At 67.2% G+C, this 16,813-nt stretch carries 17 protein-coding genes and 2 tRNA genes (1 of these 19 running past the window's edge); 13 read left to right on the top strand and 6 right to left on the bottom strand.

Annotated features, from left to right (window positions below; translation table 11 throughout):
• Positions 1-4: 4 nt before the first annotated feature.
• From phrB to F3I62_RS11980, 8 genes are all read left to right on the top strand, one after another.
• Positions 5-1,444: a deoxyribodipyrimidine photo-lyase gene (phrB, locus tag F3I62_RS12015; protein ID WP_160489874.1), complete on the top strand. Its 1,440-nt coding sequence runs from the start codon at positions 5-7 to the stop codon at positions 1,442-1,444.
• Positions 1,437-1,859, top strand: a complete 423-nt coding sequence (locus F3I62_RS12010) for a nuclear transport factor 2 family protein (RefSeq protein WP_160489873.1) — start codon at positions 1,437-1,439, stop codon at positions 1,857-1,859. The genes phrB and F3I62_RS12010 overlap by 8 nt, the downstream gene beginning before the upstream one ends.
• The gene (locus F3I62_RS12005) at positions 1,856-2,620 is read left to right on the top strand and encodes an SDR family oxidoreductase (protein WP_160489872.1); all 765 of its coding nucleotides are present in this window, start codon (positions 1,856-1,858) and stop codon (positions 2,618-2,620) included. Before F3I62_RS12010 ends, F3I62_RS12005 begins: the two co-directional genes overlap by 4 nt.
• The gene (locus F3I62_RS12000) at positions 2,617-3,864 is read left to right on the top strand and encodes an NAD(P)/FAD-dependent oxidoreductase (protein ID WP_160489871.1); all 1,248 of its coding nucleotides are present in this window, start codon (positions 2,617-2,619) and stop codon (positions 3,862-3,864) included. The genes F3I62_RS12005 and F3I62_RS12000 overlap by 4 nt, the downstream gene beginning before the upstream one ends.
• On the top strand, positions 3,861-4,661 hold the full coding sequence (locus F3I62_RS11995; RefSeq protein WP_160489870.1) for a DUF1365 domain-containing protein: 801 nt from the start codon (positions 3,861-3,863) through the stop codon (positions 4,659-4,661). The genes F3I62_RS12000 and F3I62_RS11995 overlap by 4 nt, the downstream gene beginning before the upstream one ends.
• Entirely contained in the window at positions 4,648-5,922 is a 1,275-nt protein-coding gene (locus F3I62_RS11990) for a cyclopropane-fatty-acyl-phospholipid synthase family protein (RefSeq protein WP_160489869.1), read from the top strand. Before F3I62_RS11995 ends, F3I62_RS11990 begins: the two co-directional genes overlap by 14 nt.
• A 112-nt stretch (positions 5,923-6,034) precedes the next feature.
• Positions 6,035-6,556: a DUF2878 domain-containing protein gene (locus tag F3I62_RS11985; protein ID WP_160489868.1), complete on the top strand. Its 522-nt coding sequence runs from the start codon at positions 6,035-6,037 to the stop codon at positions 6,554-6,556.
• Positions 6,557-7,405: 849 nt separating this feature from the next.
• Positions 7,406-7,714 (top strand): YkgJ family cysteine cluster protein, encoded by a 309-nt coding sequence (locus F3I62_RS11980; RefSeq protein ID WP_160489867.1) that lies wholly within the window; start codon positions 7,406-7,408, stop codon positions 7,712-7,714.
• A 61-nt stretch (positions 7,715-7,775) separates the two neighbouring features.
• Here the strand turns inward: F3I62_RS11980 and F3I62_RS11975 are convergent, their stop codons facing one another.
• The 6 genes from F3I62_RS11975 to hemA all read right to left on the bottom strand — a co-directional run bounded on the left by F3I62_RS11975 (position 7,776) and on the right by hemA (position 13,207).
• The gene (locus F3I62_RS11975; RefSeq protein WP_160489866.1) at positions 7,776-8,288 is read right to left on the bottom strand and encodes an acyloxyacyl hydrolase; all 513 of its coding nucleotides are present in this window, start codon (positions 8,286-8,288) and stop codon (positions 7,776-7,778) included.
• A gap of 91 nt (positions 8,289-8,379) precedes the next feature.
• On the bottom strand, positions 8,380-9,195 hold the full coding sequence (gene murI, locus F3I62_RS11970; protein ID WP_160489865.1) for a glutamate racemase: 816 nt from the start codon (positions 9,193-9,195) through the stop codon (positions 8,380-8,382).
• The gene (locus F3I62_RS11965) at positions 9,192-9,953 is read right to left on the bottom strand and encodes a molybdopterin-synthase adenylyltransferase MoeB (protein ID WP_160489864.1); all 762 of its coding nucleotides are present in this window, start codon (positions 9,951-9,953) and stop codon (positions 9,192-9,194) included. Before F3I62_RS11965 ends, murI begins: the two co-directional genes overlap by 4 nt.
• Positions 9,950-10,780: a peptide chain release factor N(5)-glutamine methyltransferase gene (gene prmC, locus F3I62_RS11960; protein ID WP_160489863.1), complete on the bottom strand. Its 831-nt coding sequence runs from the start codon at positions 10,778-10,780 to the stop codon at positions 9,950-9,952. Before prmC ends, F3I62_RS11965 begins: the two co-directional genes overlap by 4 nt.
• A gap of 79 nt (positions 10,781-10,859) precedes the next feature.
• Positions 10,860-11,942, bottom strand: a complete 1,083-nt coding sequence (gene prfA / locus F3I62_RS11955) for a peptide chain release factor 1 (RefSeq protein WP_160489862.1) — start codon at positions 11,940-11,942, stop codon at positions 10,860-10,862.
• Positions 11,939-13,207 (bottom strand): glutamyl-tRNA reductase, encoded by a 1,269-nt coding sequence (gene hemA, locus F3I62_RS11950; protein WP_160489861.1) that lies wholly within the window; start codon positions 13,205-13,207, stop codon positions 11,939-11,941. The genes prfA and hemA overlap by 4 nt, the downstream gene beginning before the upstream one ends.
• A 184-nt stretch (positions 13,208-13,391) precedes the next feature.
• Here hemA and F3I62_RS11945 point away from each other — a divergent pair, with 184 nt between their 5' ends.
• The 5 genes from F3I62_RS11945 to F3I62_RS20235 all read left to right on the top strand — a co-directional run.
• Positions 13,392-15,122: a tetratricopeptide repeat protein gene (locus tag F3I62_RS11945; protein ID WP_160489860.1), complete on the top strand. Its 1,731-nt coding sequence runs from the start codon at positions 13,392-13,394 to the stop codon at positions 15,120-15,122.
• A 3-nt stretch (positions 15,123-15,125) separates the two neighbouring features.
• Positions 15,126-15,740, top strand: a complete 615-nt coding sequence (gene lolB / locus F3I62_RS11940) for a lipoprotein insertase outer membrane protein LolB (protein ID WP_160489859.1) — start codon at positions 15,126-15,128, stop codon at positions 15,738-15,740.
• A gap of 10 nt (positions 15,741-15,750) precedes the next feature.
• Entirely contained in the window at positions 15,751-16,617 is an 867-nt protein-coding gene (ispE, locus tag F3I62_RS11935) for a 4-(cytidine 5'-diphospho)-2-C-methyl-D-erythritol kinase (RefSeq protein ID WP_160489858.1), read from the top strand.
• An 18-nt stretch (positions 16,618-16,635) separates the two neighbouring features.
• A tRNA-Gln gene (locus F3I62_RS11930) sits at positions 16,636-16,710 on the top strand.
• Between the two features lie 51 nt (positions 16,711-16,761).
• A tRNA-Gln gene (locus F3I62_RS20235) sits at positions 16,762-16,813 on the top strand; it runs 123 nt beyond the window's last position.

Raw genomic sequence — 16,813 nt, 5'->3', positions numbered from 1 at the left:
GCCCATGCGCCAACTGATCTGGCTACGCAGCGACCTGCGCGTACAGGACAACACCGCCCTGACGGCCGCCCTGCAGGCCGGGCCGACCATCGCCCTGTACCTGCTCAGCCCGCAGCAGTGGCTGGAGCACGACGACGCGCCGTGCAAGGTCGACTTCTGGCTGCGCAACTTGCGCGAGCTATCCGCCGAGCTGGCGACGCTCCATGTGCCGCTGCTGATCCGCTCGGCGCCGCACTGGCGCGATGCCCCCGCGGTACTTGCCGAGCTGTGCCACGAGCTGCGCATCGACTGCGTGCAGGTCAACGAGGAATACGGCATCCATGAGAGCCAGCGCGACCAGGCCGTGGCCGCGCGCCTGCAGCAGCAGGGCGTGCAGTTTCGCAGCCACCTCGACCAGCTGCTGTTCCAGCCCGGCAGCGTGCTGACCCAGTCCGGCGGCTATTTCCAGGTCTACAGCCAGTTCCGCAAGGTCTGTTACCAGCGCCTGCACACGGCCCTGCCGGCCCTGCTCGGCACCCCGCCGGCGCAGGCACCGCTGGGCCTCGCCAGCGACCCGGTGCCGAGTGCGGTGGAAGGCTTTGCCAGCCCCAGCGACAGCCTGCGCCAACTCTGGCCGGCCGGCGCAGCGGCGGCCAGCGAGCGCCTGGCGCGCTTCGCCGCCGAGCAGCTCGACGCCTACCACGAGCAGCGCGACTTCCCCGCCCTGCCCGGCACCAGCCAGCTGGCCGCCTACCTGGCCGCCGGCGTGCTGTCGCCGCGCCAGTGCCTGCATGCCGCGCTGCGCCACAACCGGGGCGAGTTCGACAGCGGCAGCCAGGGCGTCATCACCTGGATCAACGAGCTGCTCTGGCGCGAGTTCTACAAGCACATTCTGGTCGGCTACCCGCGCGTCAGCCGCCATCGCGCCTTCCGCCCGGACACCGAGGCCCTGCCCTGGCGCCACGCGCCGGACGAGCTGGCCGCCTGGCAGGAGGGTCGCACCGGCATCCCGATCATCGACGCGGCCATGCGCCAGTTGCTGGCCACCGGCTGGATGCACAACCGCCTGCGCATGGTGGTGGCGATGTTCCTGACCAAGAACCTGCTGATCGACTGGCGCGAGGGCGAACGCTGGTTCATGCGCCACCTGATCGACGGCGACCTGGCGGCCAACAACGGCGGCTGGCAGTGGAGCTCGTCCACCGGCACCGACTCGGTGCCCTACTTCCGCATCTTCAACCCGCTCAGCCAGTCGCAGAAATTCGACCCGGACGGCCGCTTCATCCGCCACTGGATTCCCGAGCTGGTCGGCCTGAACAAGCGCGACATCCACAACCCGGCGGCCATGGGTGGCCTGTTCGGCCTGGCCGACTACCCGCGGCCGATCGTCGACCTGGCCCGCTCGCGCGACCGTGCCCTGGCGGCCTTCAAGAACCTGCCGCAACGGGAGGCCGCGCATGTCTGACTTCCTGCGCCAGTTCGCCGAACGCTTCGCCGGCCTGGATGCCTGCAACCTCGACCGCCTGGGCGAGCTGTACAGCGACGACATCCTGTTTCGCGACCCGCTGCATGAGGTGCACGGCCTGCCGGCAGTGCGTGATTACTTCGCCGAGCTGTACGCCAACATCAGCGAGCTGCGCTTCGATTTCTATGGCTTCGACCAGAGCGCCGAGGGCGAAGGCTACCTGCGCTGGACCATGAGCTACCGCCACCCACGCCTGCGCGGCGGCGCGCTGATCCGCGTCGAAGGCTGTTCGCACCTGCGCTGGCGCGACAAGGTCTACCAGCATCGCGATTACTTCGATGCCGGCGCCCTGCTCTATGAACACCTGCCGATCCTCGGTCGAGTGATTGCCTGGCTGAAAGGGAGACTGGCATGAAACGTATCTGGCTCACCGGCGCCAGCAGCGGGATTGGCGCTGCCCTGGCGGAAATCCTCCTGCACCAGGGGCATTACCTGGCCGTCAGCGCGCGCAATGCCACGGCCCTGCACGCCCTCGCCGAACGCTTCCCGCAGCAAGTGCTGCTGGCACCCGGCGACCTCAGCGATGCCGAGCAGGTCAAGGCCATCGGCGAGCGCATCCGCGAGCAGTGGGGCGTACTCGACACGGTGATCCTCAATGCCGGCACCTGCGAGTACGTGGACACCCGCCACTTCGAGGCGGCGATGATCGAACGGGTAATGCGCGCCAACCTGTTCTCCGCCAGCTATTGCATCGAGGCCGCCCTGCCGCTGCTCCGGCAGAGCGCGCAGCCGCACCTGGTCGGCGTCGGCAGCTCGGTGACCTATCTGCCCTTGCCGCGTGCCGAAGCCTACGGCGCCTCCAAGGCGGCCATGCGCTACCTGTTCGAAACCCTGCGCATCGACCTGGCCGCCGAGGGCATCGCCGTCACTCTGGTCAGCCCGGGCTTCGTCGACACCCCGCTGACGCAGAAAAACGACTTCCCCATGCCGATGCGCTGGCCGGTCGAGAAAGCCGCCCGGCACATCGCCGAGCGCCTGGACAAGCGCTCCTACGAAATCGCCTTCCCCGGCCCATTCATCGCCACCCTGCTGCTGCTCGCCCACCTGCCCAAAGGCCTGCAACTGGCCCTAGGCAAGCGCATGGCACGTACCTCCAACGCGGAATCCAACGCATGAAAATTGCCATCATCGGCAGCGGTATCGCCGGTCTGACCAGTGCCTACCTGCTCAATCGCCAGCACGACATCAGCGTGTTCGAAGCCAGCGACTGGGTCGGCGGCCACACCCACACCGTCGACGTCCAGGTCGACGGGCGTGACTACGCCATCGACACCGGCTTCATCGTGTTCAACGACTGGACCTACCCCAACTTCATCAAGCTGCTCGGCCAGCTCGGCGTCGCTTCACAACCCACCGAAATGAGCTTCTCGGTGCATGACCCGGCGACCGGCAGCGAGTACAACGGCAACACCCTTAACAGCCTGTTCGCCCAGCGCAGCAACCTGCTGTCACCGCGTTTCTGGGGCATGATCAGCGACATCCTGCGCTTCAACAAGGAAGCCCTGGCCGACCTCGCCGAACAGCGCATCGCCGCCGACACCACCCTCGGCGCCTACCTGCAGGAACGTGGCTACGGCCAGCGTTTCATCGACCATTACATCGTGCCGATGGGCGCGGCGATCTGGTCCATGTCGCTGGCCGACATGCTCGGTTTCCCGCTGCAGTTCTTCGTGCGTTTCTTCAAGAACCACGGCCTGCTGTCGGTCAGCAATCGTCCACAGTGGCACGTGGTCAGCGGCGGCTCGCGCAGCTATGTGGCGCCGCTGAGCGCCAGCTTTGCCGAGAAGATCCGCCTGAACTGCCCGGTGCAGCGCGTCGAGCGCGATGCCGAAGGCGTTACCGTGCACAGCGCCGCCGGCGCCGAACGTTTCGACCAGGTGGTGTTCGCTTGCCACAGCGACCAGGCCCTGGCCCTGCTGGCCGAGCCGAGCCAGGCCGAACGGGAGATCCTCGGTGACCTGCGCTACGCCGACAACGACGTGGTGCTGCACACCGACACCCGCCTGCTGCCCGACCGGCCGCTGGCCTGGGCCAGCTGGAACTACCGCCTGGGTGGTCCGAGCGAGCAGCCGGCGGCGGTCACCTACAACATGAACATCCTGCAGGGCATCCAGGCACCGCACACCTTCTGCGTCAGCCTCAACCAGACCGCCGCCATCGAACCGGCGAAGATCCTCGGCCGCTACCGCTACGCCCATCCGCAATACAGCCTGGCCGGCATCGCTGCGCAGGCCCGCTGGAACGAGATCAGCGGCGTGCAGCACAGCCATTTCTGCGGCGCCTACTGGGCCAACGGTTTCCATGAAGACGGCGTGGTCAGTGCCCTGCGCGTCGCCGAGGCTTTCGGGGAGCGCCTGTGAACAGTGCCCTGTACAGCGGCTGGGTCGGCCACCGGCGCTTTCTGCCGCGCGGCCACGACTTCCGCTATCGCATGGGCATGCTGTTGCTCGATCTGGACGAGCAGGACGCCGTGCTGGGCCTGTCGCCCCTGGCCGGTCGCGGGCGTTTTGCGCCGTTCGCCTTCCGCGAAACCGACTATCTGCCGCAGTTCACTCGCCAGGGCATGCGCCTGATTGACGCGGTGCGCCAGCGCATCGGCGAAGCCCTCGGCCGCGTGCCGGGCGGGCGCGTGTGCCTGCTGACCCAGCCGCGCAGCTGGGGCCTGGCCTTCAACCCGGCGAGTTTCTACTACTGCTATGAAGCCGACGGGCGCCTGGCGGCGATTCTCTGCGAGGTCAGCAACACGCCCTGGCGCGAGCGCTACCACTACGTACTGCCGGCCGGCGGCGAAGGCACCCAGCACTTCGCCGTGGCCAAGGCCTTCCACGTCTCGCCGTTCCTGCCGCGCGAGCTGGAATACCGCATGCGCTTCAATCAGCCGGACGAGCGCCTGAGCATCCAGATGGAAGACTGGCAGGGTGAGGAGCGCCTGTTCGTCGCCAGCCTCGGCCTGCAGCGCCAGGCCCTCAGCCGCGCCAGCCTGCACCGCCACCTAATGAGTTTTCCCTGGATGACCGGCAAGACCGTGCTCGGCATCTACTGGCAGGCCCTGCGCCTGCTGCTCAAACGCATACCGATTTTTTCCCATCAAGCCGCGCAAGGTGAATACCGCGTGGCCAGCCCCTCTGATCAGGAGCCTCGCCATGAAAACCCCTAGCCTGACCTCTGCAAAATCCAGCGTGCGCGCCGGCAGCGGCCTGGGCGCCAGCCTGCTGCGCAGCGCGGTACTGCGCCAGCTCGGCCAGTTGCGCCATGGCCAACTGGCCGTCTTCGAAAATGGCGAACGCCTGCTGTTCGGCAAGGCCGGCTCGCCGCTGCATGCGGAGATCCACGTGCACGATCCGGCCGTGTGGGGCCTGGTCGCCGGCAACGGTTCGATCGGCTCTGGCGAAGCCTATATCCACGGCTACTGGAGCACACCGGACCTGACCGCGGTGATCCGCGTGTTCGTCAGCAACCTCGAGGTGCTGGATGCCATGGAAGGTGGCCTGGCCCGCCTAGGCCGTCCGCTGATCCAGGGCCTGCACTGGCTCAACCGCAACACCCGCAAGGGCTCGCAGAAGAACATCGCCGCCCACTACGACCTCGGCAACGAGCTGTTCGAGCAGTTCCTCGACCCAACCATGATGTACTCGGCAGCGATGTTCGAGCGCGAAGACGACAGCCTGGAACAGGCGCAGCTGAACAAGCTCGAACGCATCTGCCAGAAGCTGCAACTCAAGCCCGGCGACCACCTGCTGGAGATCGGCACCGGCTGGGGCAGCATGGCCATCTACGCGGCCAGCCACTACGGCTGCAAGGTCACCACCACCACCCTGTCCAAGGAGCAGTTCGCCTACACTCAGCGACGCATCGCGGAACAGGGCCTGCAGGAGCGCATCACCCTGCTGCTGGAGGACTACCGCGACCTCAACGGCCAGTACGACAAGCTGGTGTCGATCGAGATGATCGAGGCGGTCGGCCATCGCTTCCTGCCCACCTACTTCAAGCAGTGCGCGCGCCTGCTCAAGGACGACGGGCTGATGCTGCTGCAGGCCATCACCATCCGCGACCAGCGCTACGAGCAGGCCAAGCGCTCGGTGGACTTCATCCAGCGCTACATCTTCCCCGGCGGCGCCCTGCCATCGGTGCACAAGATGCTGGAAATCGTTAACCGCGAGACCGACATGAACCTGCACCACATGGAGGACTTCGGCTTGCACTACGCCAAGACCCTGCGCCTGTGGCACGACAACCTGCGCCACGCCCGTCCGGCCCTGGAGCAGCTGGGCTACGACGATTATTTCTATCGTCTGTGGGAGTTCTACCTGTGCTATTGCGAAGGTGGCTTCCTCGAACGCACCATCGGCACCGCGCAACTGCTGCTGGCCAAGGAGAAAGCCGTGCCGGCGCCGCTGCTGGGCCGCTTCAACGCCTGAGCAGACCCGTAGGGTGCGCCGCGCGCACCGATGCCCGCGCTGTGCACCTGGTGCGCACTGCGCACCCTACGGTCTCTTGCACGGACAACCGCCCCCAACCCAAGGTCTGCCCATGCCGCTGTCACCTACCCACTCGCTGCTGCTGAATGCCGCGCTGTTCCAGCTCGGCTGGTTCGCCTGCGTGTTCGGCGCGCAGCGGCCCTGGCTGCTGCTGATCGCCCTGGCGTGCCTGGCGGCGCATTTCCTCTGGATCGCCAGCTGGCGCCAGGAAGGCCGCCTGGTGGCCAGCGTGATGCTGTTCGGTGCGGCGCTGGACAGCTTCCTGCTCAACCTCGGGGTGTTCGACTTCGCCGGTGACGGCCGCCTGCTCCCCGCCTGGCTGGCGCTGCTGTGGGCGCTGTTCGCTACCACCCTCAATCACAGCCTGGCCTGGACGGCCCGCCCCTGGTGGCTGGGCAGCCTGCTCGGCGCCGTCAGCGGGCCGTTGTCCTACCTGGGCGGAGCGAAACTGGCAGGCGTGGGCATGCCGCTGGGACTATGGCCGACCCTGCTGTTGCTGGCGGCGATCTGGGCGGGGGTGATGGTGGTGGTGCATGGGTTTGCGGGGATGTATCGGGCTCAGCGTACGACCTGAACATGGCTCTGGACAAAGCCAAGCGCCGAGAAATAAGTTAGCTATTGATCGTTCCCACGCTCCGCGTGGGCATGCAGCCACAGACACCCCGCGTCTGCGGCACTCGAAGCATCTCAGGATGGGTTACCACGCGGAGCGTGGGAACCATCAAATTGGCGCTAGCAGCGCACTTTCTCGGCACGCTTTCCTCGGCTTGTGACTACAGATTTCGCCTCTCACGGCGAGTCACTTTCTCTTTGCGCGCGCAAAGAGAAAGTAACCAAAGAGAAAGCGCGCCCGGCATCCGGGTTTCGCTGCGCGAAACTCCCCTCGCTCCGGTGCCGCTCCGGGGGCCGGCTTACAAGGGCCATCCCTGGCCCTTTAAGCCTCTCGCCGCATCCCTGCGACTCGTCCCCCTACGCAACACCTACGCTCGGCCTCCTGACGGGGGATCGGGCTCCGAGCTGCTTGAAGGTTGTGCAATAACAGACGAAGCAACTATCAGGCAGCGCCAAACGCCCCTTCAGGAGGGTGAGCGGAATCGTCGTGGAAGGGGTTGAGCGGCAGGGATGTCGCGAGAGCCGCGATGGGCCAGGGATGGCCCTTCGCGGCGGGCCCCTGGAGCGATGATGGAGTGAGGGAAGTCGAGCGCAGCGAGACCCGGATGCAGGGGGCAAGCGTTTTTGGTTACTTTTGCCGCGTTTGGCAAAAGTGACTCGCCGTGAGAGGCGAAACCTGTAGTTCAAAGCCGAGGAAAGCGCTGCGTCAGATCGCAGATCCTGGCGCACACAATCCAATCCCCACGTTGCCCAGCACCGCGTCGGTCGGCCAGACGCGCCATCCATCCCGGCCTGCCGTAAACTCCACGGCATGAGTCAGATCCCCCTCACCCAACTCCCCGACCAATCCAGCGTCAGCTGCTCCAACTGCGCCGCCTGCTGCTGCCAGCTGGAGGTCATGCTGATCACCGATACCGGCGTGCCGCAGCGTTTCATCGACACCGACGACTGGGGCGGCGAAGTCATGCGCCGTCTGGACGACGGCTGGTGCGCCGCGCTGGACCGCGACAGCATGCGCTGCACCATCTACGAGCTGCGCCCGCTGATCTGCCGCGAGTTCGAAATGGGCTCGCCCGAGTGCGTCGACGAGCGCCGCGGTATGGGCGCGATCTACCGCTAACCCCTGCGGGTGCCCATAAAAAAACCGGGCCATCCGCCCGGTTTTTCATGCCCGCCAGCCGTTAGAAACTCAGGCGATAGTGCAGGGTGTAGGCCTCGACGCCATCGTTCGGTTCCTTGATGCCGGCGTTGGAGTAATGCACCGCACGAATGCCGACTTCCTGGCCGGAGAAGCGCAGGCCGGCGCCCAGGCGGTCCTCGAACTGGAAGGAGGAGCCGAGGTCGTGCTCTTCCAGCTCGGTGTTCTCGAAGAAGGCCACGCCGATACCGGCTTCGATATAGGGCTTGACCCTTTCCCCGGCGAACTCGTAGACGAACACCGGGGTGAAGGACAGGCTGTGGTTGCTCGATGCCTTGTCACCGTCCCAGTAGGTGTAACCGGCATCCCAGTAGCCGGTCAGGCGGCCGACATCGCTCTGTGCCCAGCTGCGATCCCAATTCCACTGGGCCCCCAGGCGATAGACATTGGTGGACTCGCCGCTGCGCCCGGCGGCGACAGTGAAATCGACCGCCTGCGCAGCAAAGCTGCTCAGGCCAAGGGCTGCAGCGGCAGCCAGGGTAAGGATCTTGTTCATGCTCACGTCCTGTAACCAAGAATGATGGGGCGGAACCACGCTCACTCAGAAGTATAGAAACAGCTGTTATTAGTGGTAGGCGGCTTAAGTATTAATACTCAGTTTTGCCGGCCACTGGCAATGCCTGCACGCTCAGGGCCTCGCCCCACAGTACCGGCAGCACCCGCTGCAACTGCTGTGCGTCGCCGCTGGACCACAGGCGGGTCGGCAGGGCACGGCCCGACTCGGCGCGCAGCTCGCGCTGGTCGAGCAACTGCTGCAGGCGCCGTGCCACCGCCGCGCCGGTATCCACCAGGCTCACGCCCTCCCCCACCAGCTCGCGCAGCAGCGGCTTGATGAACGGATAGTGGGTGCAGCCGAGAATCAGGGTGTCGCAGCCTTCGGCCAGCAGCGGCTCGACCCAGCCACGCAGCAGCTCGCGGGTGCGCAGGCTGGCCAGCTCGCCGGCTTCGATCTGCTCGACCAGGCCCGGGCAGGGCTGGGTGATCACCCGCACGTCATGGGCGAAGCGGTCGAGCAAGGCGGCGAACTTGGCGCTTTTCAGGGTGCCGGTGGTGGCCAGCACGCCGACCACGCCACTGCGGGTCGCCGCCGCCGCCGGCTTGACCGCCGGCTCCATGCCGACGATGGGCAACTGCGGGTAACGCTCGCGCAGCTCGGCTACCGCCGCGGCGGTGGCGGTGTTGCAGGCCAGCACCAGCGCCTTGGCCCCCTGCGCCAGGAGGAACGCGGCGATATGCTGACTTCTCTCGCGGATGAACTCGGCGCTCTTCTCGCCATAGGGCACATGGCCACTGTCGGCGACATACAGCAGCGACTCGTCCGGCAGGCGCGAGCGAATCTCGCGCAGCACCGACAGGCCGCCTACGCCGGAGTCGAATACGCCGACCGGCGCGTTGCTGCTCACGGCCGCCCGCCACACACGCTGCAGGCCGGGTCGCGCTTGATGCGCAGCTCGCGAAAGCGCGAGTCGAGGGCATCCACCAGCAGCAGGCGGCCGACCAGCGGCTCGCCGAAGCCGGCCAGCAGCTTGAGCGCCTCCAGCGCCTGCAGGCTGCCGACCAGGCCGACCAGCGGGCCGACCACGCCGGCCTCGCTGCAGGTCAGCGCGCTCTCGTCGCCGTGGCCGAACAGGCAGTGGTAACAGGGGCTTTCCGGGCGACGCGGGTCGAACACGGCGAGCTGGCCCTGCAGGCGGATCGCCGCGCCGCTGACCAGCGGCTTGCCGGCGGCCACGCAGGCGGCGTTCACCGCCTCGCGGGTGGTGAAGTTGTCCGAGCAATCCAGCACCAGGTCCACCGCGCTCACGGCGGCGGCCAGGGAGTCGGCGTCCAGGGCGGCGCGATGGGCCAGCAGGCGGATCTGCGGATTGAGCGCCGCCAGCCGACCGAGCGCCGAATCGACCTTGCTCACGCCGATCTGGCTGCCATCGTGGATGATCTGCCGCTGCAGGTTGGTCAGGTCGACCGTATCGAAGTCGGCCAGGTGCAGCTCGCCCACCCCGGCAGCGGCCAGGTACAGCGCCACCGGCGAGCCGAGGCCACCGAGGCCGACGATCAGCGCGCGGCTGCCCTTGAGGCGCAGCTGCCCGGCGATATCGATCTGCGGCAGGAGGATCTGCCGGCTGTAGCGCAGCAGTTCGTCGTCGTTCAGTTCCACACTCATGAGCCCAGGCTCCCCAGGGAAATCCGTTCATGCCCGCCCAGATCGCGGCGGCTGTGCACCCGCGCGAAGCCGGCGGCGGCCAGCAACTCGCGCACCGCCGCGGCCTGGTCATAGCCGTGCTCCAGCAGCAGCCAGCCGCCCGGCTCGAGATGCTGCGGCGCCTGGGCGATGATCTGGCGAATGTCGTCGAGGCCGTCGGCCCCGGATACCAGGGCGCTGGCCGGCTCGAAACGCACATCGCCCTCGCCCAGATGGCGGTCATCGGCGGCGATATACGGCGGGTTGCTGACGATCAGCCCGTAGCGTTCGCCGGCCAGGGCGTCGAACCACTGGCTCGGGCGGAAGTCGGCATTGTCCAGCTTGAGGCGCTGGCGATTGCGCTCGGCCAGGGCCACGGCCTCGGCCACCCGGTCCACCCCGGTGACCCGCCAGCCCGGCCGTTCGCTGGCCAGGGCCAGGGCGATGGCGCCGGTACCGGTGCCCAGGTCGAGGGCACGCAGCGGCGTGGCCGGCAGCAGTTCGAGGGCGGCTTCCACCAGCAGCTCGGTGTCGGGGCGGGGGATCAGGGTATGCGGCGCCACCTCCAGGTCGAGGCTCCAGAAGCCCTGCTGGCCGAGGATGTAGGCCACCGGTTCGCCGCCGCGGCGACGGACCAGCAGGGCGGCGAAGGCCGCCTGTTGCTCGGCGCTCGGCTCGCGCTCGGGCCAGGTGCGCAGGTAGCTGCGCGGCTTGCCCAGGGCGAATGCCAGCAGCAGCTCGGCATCCAGGCGGGCGCTGGGCGAATCCGGCAGGTCGGCGTGGTTCAGCAACTGCTCGATGGAGGCCATCGGTGGTTCCCGGTGGTGCGCACGGCGCACCCTACGTGGCACGGGCCTGCGGCTGGGCCGCCACGGCCGGCACCAGGACTCAATCGCCCAGGGCGGCCAGCTGGTCGGCCTGGAATTCCTGCAACAGCGGCTCGATCACCGCCTCCACGCCGCCAGCCAGCACGTCGTCGAGGGCGTAGACCGTCAGGTTGATGCGGTGGTCGGTGACCCGCCCCTGGGGGAAGTTGTAGGTGCGGATGCGCTCGGAGCGGTCGCCGGAGCCGACCAGCAGCTTGCGCGTCTCGGAGATTTCCTTGTGCGCGGCGGCGTCTTGCTGGTCCTGCAGCTTGGCCGCCAGCCAGGCCAGGGCCCGCGCGCGGTTCTTGTGCTGCGAGCGCTCTTCCTGGCACTCGACCACCATGCCGGTCGGCAGGTGGGTGATGCGCACCGCCGAGTCGGTCTTGTTGATGTGCTGACCGCCGGCGCCGGAGGCGCGGTAGGTGTCAACGCGCAGGTCGGCCGGGTTGATCTCGATCGCCACCTGCTCGTCGGGCTCGGGCAACACCGCCACGGTACAGGCCGAGGTGTGGATGCGGCCCTGGGACTCGGTTTCCGGCACGCGCTGCACGCGGTGGGCGCCGGACTCGAACTTGAGCTTGGCGTAGACGTTGTCGCCCTCGACGCGGGCGATCACTTCTTTATAGCCGCCGTGCTCGCCGGGGTTCTCCGAGAGGATCTCGACCCGCCAGCCCTGGCGCTCGGCATAGCGCGAATACATGCGGAACAGGTCGCCGGAGAAGATCGCCGCCTCGTCGCCGCCGGTGCCGGCGCGCACTTCGAGGAACACGTTGCGCCCGTCCTTCGGGTCCTTCGGCAGCAGCATGCGCTGCAGGCGGCCCTCCAGCTCCTCCAGCTGCGCGCGGGCGCTGGCGACTTCCTCCTCGGCCATCTCGCGCAGGTCCGGGTCGCTGTCCTTGAGCAGCGCCTGGGCGCCTTCGAGGTCGCCCAGCACCTTGCAGAACTCGCGGTAGGCGAGGATCACCGGTTCGACCTCGGCGTACTCCTTGGAATAGGCGCGGAACTGGGTCTGGTTGCTGATCACCTCGCCGTCGCCGAGCAGCGCGGTGAGTTCCTCGTAGCGGTCCTGGAGGATGTCCAGCTTGTTCAACAGTGACGCTTTCATGGTTTCGGCTCGCCCTCGTCGAGGGCAAAAAGTTCCTGGGCCACGGCCAGCGCATCGAGGCGGCCATCGGCGGAGATTTTCTTCAGCTGCACGCTGGGCGCGTGCAACAGCTTGTTGGTCAGGCCGCGGGCCAGCTGGACCAGCACCTCGTCGGCCGGGGCACCGTTGCTCAGCAGGCGCTGGGCCTTGGCCAGCTCTTCGTCGCGCAGGCGCTCGGCCTGCTGGCGGTAGGCCTTGAGCACATCGACCGCGGCCAGCGCGCGCAGGCGCTGCATGAAGTCGTCGGCACCGGCGCTGACCAGCTCCTCGGCGGCCTGGGCCGCGCCCTGACGGCTCTTGAGGTTTTCCTCGATGACCTCGTGCAGGTCGTCGACGGTATACAGGTAGACGTCGTCCAGCTCGCCGACTTCCGGCTCGATGTCGCGCGGCACGGCGATGTCGACCATGAAGATCGGCTTGTGCCGGCGCTTCTTCAGCGCGCGCTCCACCGCGCCCTTGCCGAGGATCGGCAGCTGGCTGGCGGTGGAGCTGATGACGATGTCGCTGTTGATCAGCTCGTCGGGAATATCGGCCAGGAGGATGGCATGCGCACCGAACTGCTCGGCCAGCGAGCTGGCGCGCTCCAGGGTGCGGTTGGCGACGACGATGCGCTTGATGCCCTGGTCGTGCAGGTGGCGGGCGACCAGGCTGATGGTCTCGCCGGCGCCGATCAGCAGGGCCTGGCTGCGGTGCAGGTCGGCGAAGATCTGCTTGGCCAGGCTGACCGCGGCGAAGGCCACGGACACCGGGTTCTCGCCGATGGCGGTGTCGGTGCGCACGGTCTTGGCGGTGCTGAAGGTGGCCTGGAACAGGCGGCCGAGCAGCGGGCCGACGGTGCCGGCCTCGCGCGCCACGGCGTAGGCGGACTTCATCTGGCCGAGGATCTGCGGCTCGCCGAGGACCATGGAGTCCAGCCCGGAGGCGACGCGCATCATGTGCCGCACCGCCTCGTTGTTCTGGTGCACATAGGCGCAGGCACGCAGGTCGGCGATGTTCAGCTGGTGATAATCGGCCAGCCACTGCAGCACTTCGTCGGCCGACAGCTGCTCCTGCTCCAGGTACAGCTCGCTGCGGTTGCAGGTGGAGAGGATCGCCGCCTCCCGACTGGGCGTGGCGTGACACAGCTGCTGCAAGGCCTCGACCAGCTGCTCGGGGGTGAAGGCCACGCGCTCGCGGACGTCCACCGAGGCGGTCTTGTGGTTGATGCCGAGGGCAATGAAGGCCATGCAGGGTCGCTAATGGATAGGGGAAGCGCGCAATTGTCCTACGTCACCGGGGCGAGAACAACTGTCGCAGGTCATTGCCCCCATCAGCCTGGTGCCCAGCGCATCGCGGAACCGACATGGCCCATTGGGCTTGCCAGAGCGCTTGTGTCATGATGCCGACACCGCAGGTTAGTCGCCCTTTCCCATGAATAAATCCTTAGCGTTGCTGACCGCCCTGATGTTTGTCGGCGGCTGCCAGACCCTCGCCCCTTCCGCTCCCGATGGCGCTCCGCCGGTCGAAGACGCGGCTGCCAGCCCGGCCCCGGAAAAACCCAAGGTGTATGCCTCGTTCAACGAGGAAACCCTGTATTCGCTGCTCGCCGCCGAACTGGCCGGGCAGCGCAACCGCTTCGACATCGCCCTCGGCAACTATGTGCAGCAGGCCAATGCGACCCAGGACCCCGGCGTTGCCGAGCGCGCCTTCCGCATCGCCGAATACCTCGGCGCCGAGCAGGCAGCCCTGGATAGCGCGCTGATCTGGGCCAAGAATGCCCCGGACAACCTCGATGCCCAGCGCGCCGCCGCCGTGCAGCTGGCCCGCAGCGGGCGCTACGACGAATCCATGCAATATATGGAGAAGGTCCTGCAGGCCCGGGGCGACACCCACTTCGACTTCCTCGCCCTGTCGGCGGCGGAAACCGACCCGGACACCCGCAGCGGCCTGCTACAGAGCTTCGATCGCCTGCTGCTGAAGCACCCGGAGAACGGCCAGCTGCTGTTTGGCAAGGCCCTGCTGCTGCACCAGGACGGTCGCCCGCAGGAAGCACTGGAGCTGCTCGAAGGCCACTCCGCCAGCGAAACGGAAGTACCGCCCCTGCTGCTGCGCGCGCGCCTGCTGCAAGGCCAGCAGCGTGGCGAGGAAGCCATCCCGCTGCTGCAGAAGGGCATCAAGCAATACCCGGACGACAAGCGCCTGCGCCTGGCCTACGCCCGCCAGCTGGTCGAGTTGCAGCGCCTGGACGAAGCCAAGTCCGAGTTCGCCGGCCTGCTCCAGCAGTTCCCGGACGACGACGACCTGCGCTACTCCCTGGTCCTGGTCTGCCTCGAAGCCGAAGCCTGGGACGAGGCAGCCATCTACCTGGAAGAACTGGTCGCCCGCGGCAGCCATACCGACGCCGCCCACTACAACCTGGGCCGCATCTACGAGCGCAACGACGACCCGGAAAGCGCGCTGATCGAATACGGCCTGGTCGGCCCGGGCGACGACTACCTCGCCGCCCAGTCCCGGCAGAGCGAGATCCTGCTCGACAGCCAGCGCGCCGAGGAAGCCGCCAGCCACCTGGCCCGGGCCCGCGAAAGCCAGCCCGACTACGCCATCCAGCTGTATCTGATCGAATCCGAGGCCCTGGCCGACCGCGGCCAGCTGGAAAAGGCCTGGCAACTGATCCAGCAGGCGCTGCAGCAGTTCCCCGGCGACACCAACCTGATCTACACCCGCGCCATGCTCGCCGAGAAACGCGGCGACCTGCCCGGCCTGGAGAAGGACCTGCGCAGCATCATCGAGCGCGAGCCGGACAACGCCACCGCACTGAATGCCCTCGGCTACACCCTGGCCGACCGCACCACGCGCTACGCCGAAGCCAAGGCGCTGATCGAGAAGGCCCACCAGCTCAACCCGAACGACCCGGCCACCCTCGACAGCCTGGGCTGGGTCAACTTCCGCCTGGGCAACCTGGAGGAAGCCGAGCGCTACCTGCGCCTGGCCCTGGAGAAATACCCGGACCACGAAGTGGCCGCCCACCTGGGCGAGGTCCTCTGGGCCCAGGGCAAGCAGCGCGAAGCGCGCAAGGTCTGGGGCGCCGCCCTCAAGGCCCAGCCCGACAGCGCCATCCTGCGCAGCACCCTGCTGCGCCTCACCGGTTCCGAGACCCTCTGATCCATGCTCCGTCAGCTCATCGCCATCGGCCTGCTCGCCCTGCTCGGCGGCTGCACCAGTTTCACCAGCCGCGAAGCCATCGAAGGCCAGGGCAATGCCGCCCAGTGGAAGGCCCACAAGACCCAGATCAGCGCCCTGGATGCCTGGCAAATCAACGGCAAGGTCGGCATTCGCGCACCCAAGGACTCCGGCAGCGGCACGCTGTTCTGGCTGCAGCGCCAGGACTACTACGACATCCGCCTGTCCGGCCCGCTCGGCCGCGGTGCCGCGCGCCTGACCGGCCGCCCCGGGGCGATCCTGCTGGAAGTGGCCAACCAGGGCCGCTACCAGGCCGAATCGCCGGAAGCCCTGCTGGAAGAACAGCTCGGCTGGCGCCTGCCGGTCTCGCACCTGCTGTGGTGGGTACGCGGCCTGCCCGCTCCGGACAGCCGGAGCCGGGTGACCCTCGACGCCGACAGCCAGCTGGCCCGTCTGGAGCAGGATGGCTGGCAGGTGGAATACCTGAGCTACGCCGAGCAGAACGGCTACAGCTTGCCCGAGCGCATCAAGCTGCACGGCGAAAACCTCGACGTGACCCTGGTGATCAAGGACTGGCAGCCGCGCCAGCTCGGCCAGTAAGACCACCGCCATGCATGACGCGCAACTGATCCTGCCGGCCCCGGCCAAGCTCAACCTGATGCTGCACATCCTCGGGCGCCGCGCCGACGGCTATCACGAGCTGCAGACCCTGTTCCAGTTCATCGACCACGGCGACCTGCTGGGCTTCTCGCCGCGCAGCGACGGCGAGATCCGCCTGCATACCGAGATTCCCGGCGTGCCCCACGACAGCAACCTAATAGTACGCGCCGCCAGGCGACTGCAGGCCGAGAGTAACTGCACGCTGGGCGCCGATATCTGGCTGGACAAGCAGCTACCCATGGGCGGCGGCATCGGCGGTGGCAGCTCGGACGCGGCGACCACCCTGCTCGGCCTCAACCACCTGTGGCAGCTGGGCTGGGACGAGGAGCGCCTGGCCCAACTGGGCCTGGGCCTGGGCGCCGACGTGCCGGTGTTCGTGCGCGGCCGTGCGGCCTTTGCCGAAGGCGTCGGCGAGCGCCTGCAGCCGGTCACGCTTCCCGAACCCTGGTACCTGGTGGCCGTGCCGCAAGTCAGCATCAGCACCGCCGAAGTTTTTGCCGACCCCGAGTTGACACGGAATACCCCGGCCATTACAGTTCGCAGCCTTCCCGAGGGGGGTGGTCATAACGACTGCCAACCGGTTGTCGAGAAGCGCTACCCAGAAGTGCGTAACGCTTTGAACTTGCTGAACAATTTTGTTCACGCCAGAATGACCGGGACCGGAGCTTGTGTATTTGGGAGCTTCCCAAATCGGGCCGATGCTGATAAAGTCTCGCGCCAACTTCCGGCCACCCTGCCAAGTTTCGTCGCACGTGGTTGCAATCGGTCTCCGGTGCATCTGCAGCTCGAAAAACTAGCAACGGAAGGGAATGCCTAGCATTCGGTTATACGATACAGGGGCGTCGCCAAGCGGTAAGGCAGCAGGTTTTGATCCTGCCATGCGTTGGTTCGAATCCAGCCGCCCCTGCCATAACCTCCCAGAGGTTTCGTGAACCAAATCGTGCATTAGCTGTAACTCTACAGGGGCGTCGCCAAGCGGTAAGGCAGCAGGTTTTGATCCTGCCATGCGTTGG

This window comes from Pseudomonas sp. R-28-1W-6, assembly GCF_009799925.1.
Classification (GTDB): Bacteria; Pseudomonadota; Gammaproteobacteria; order Pseudomonadales; family Pseudomonadaceae; genus Aquipseudomonas.
This window is presented reverse-complemented; position numbering and strand designations above follow the sequence as displayed.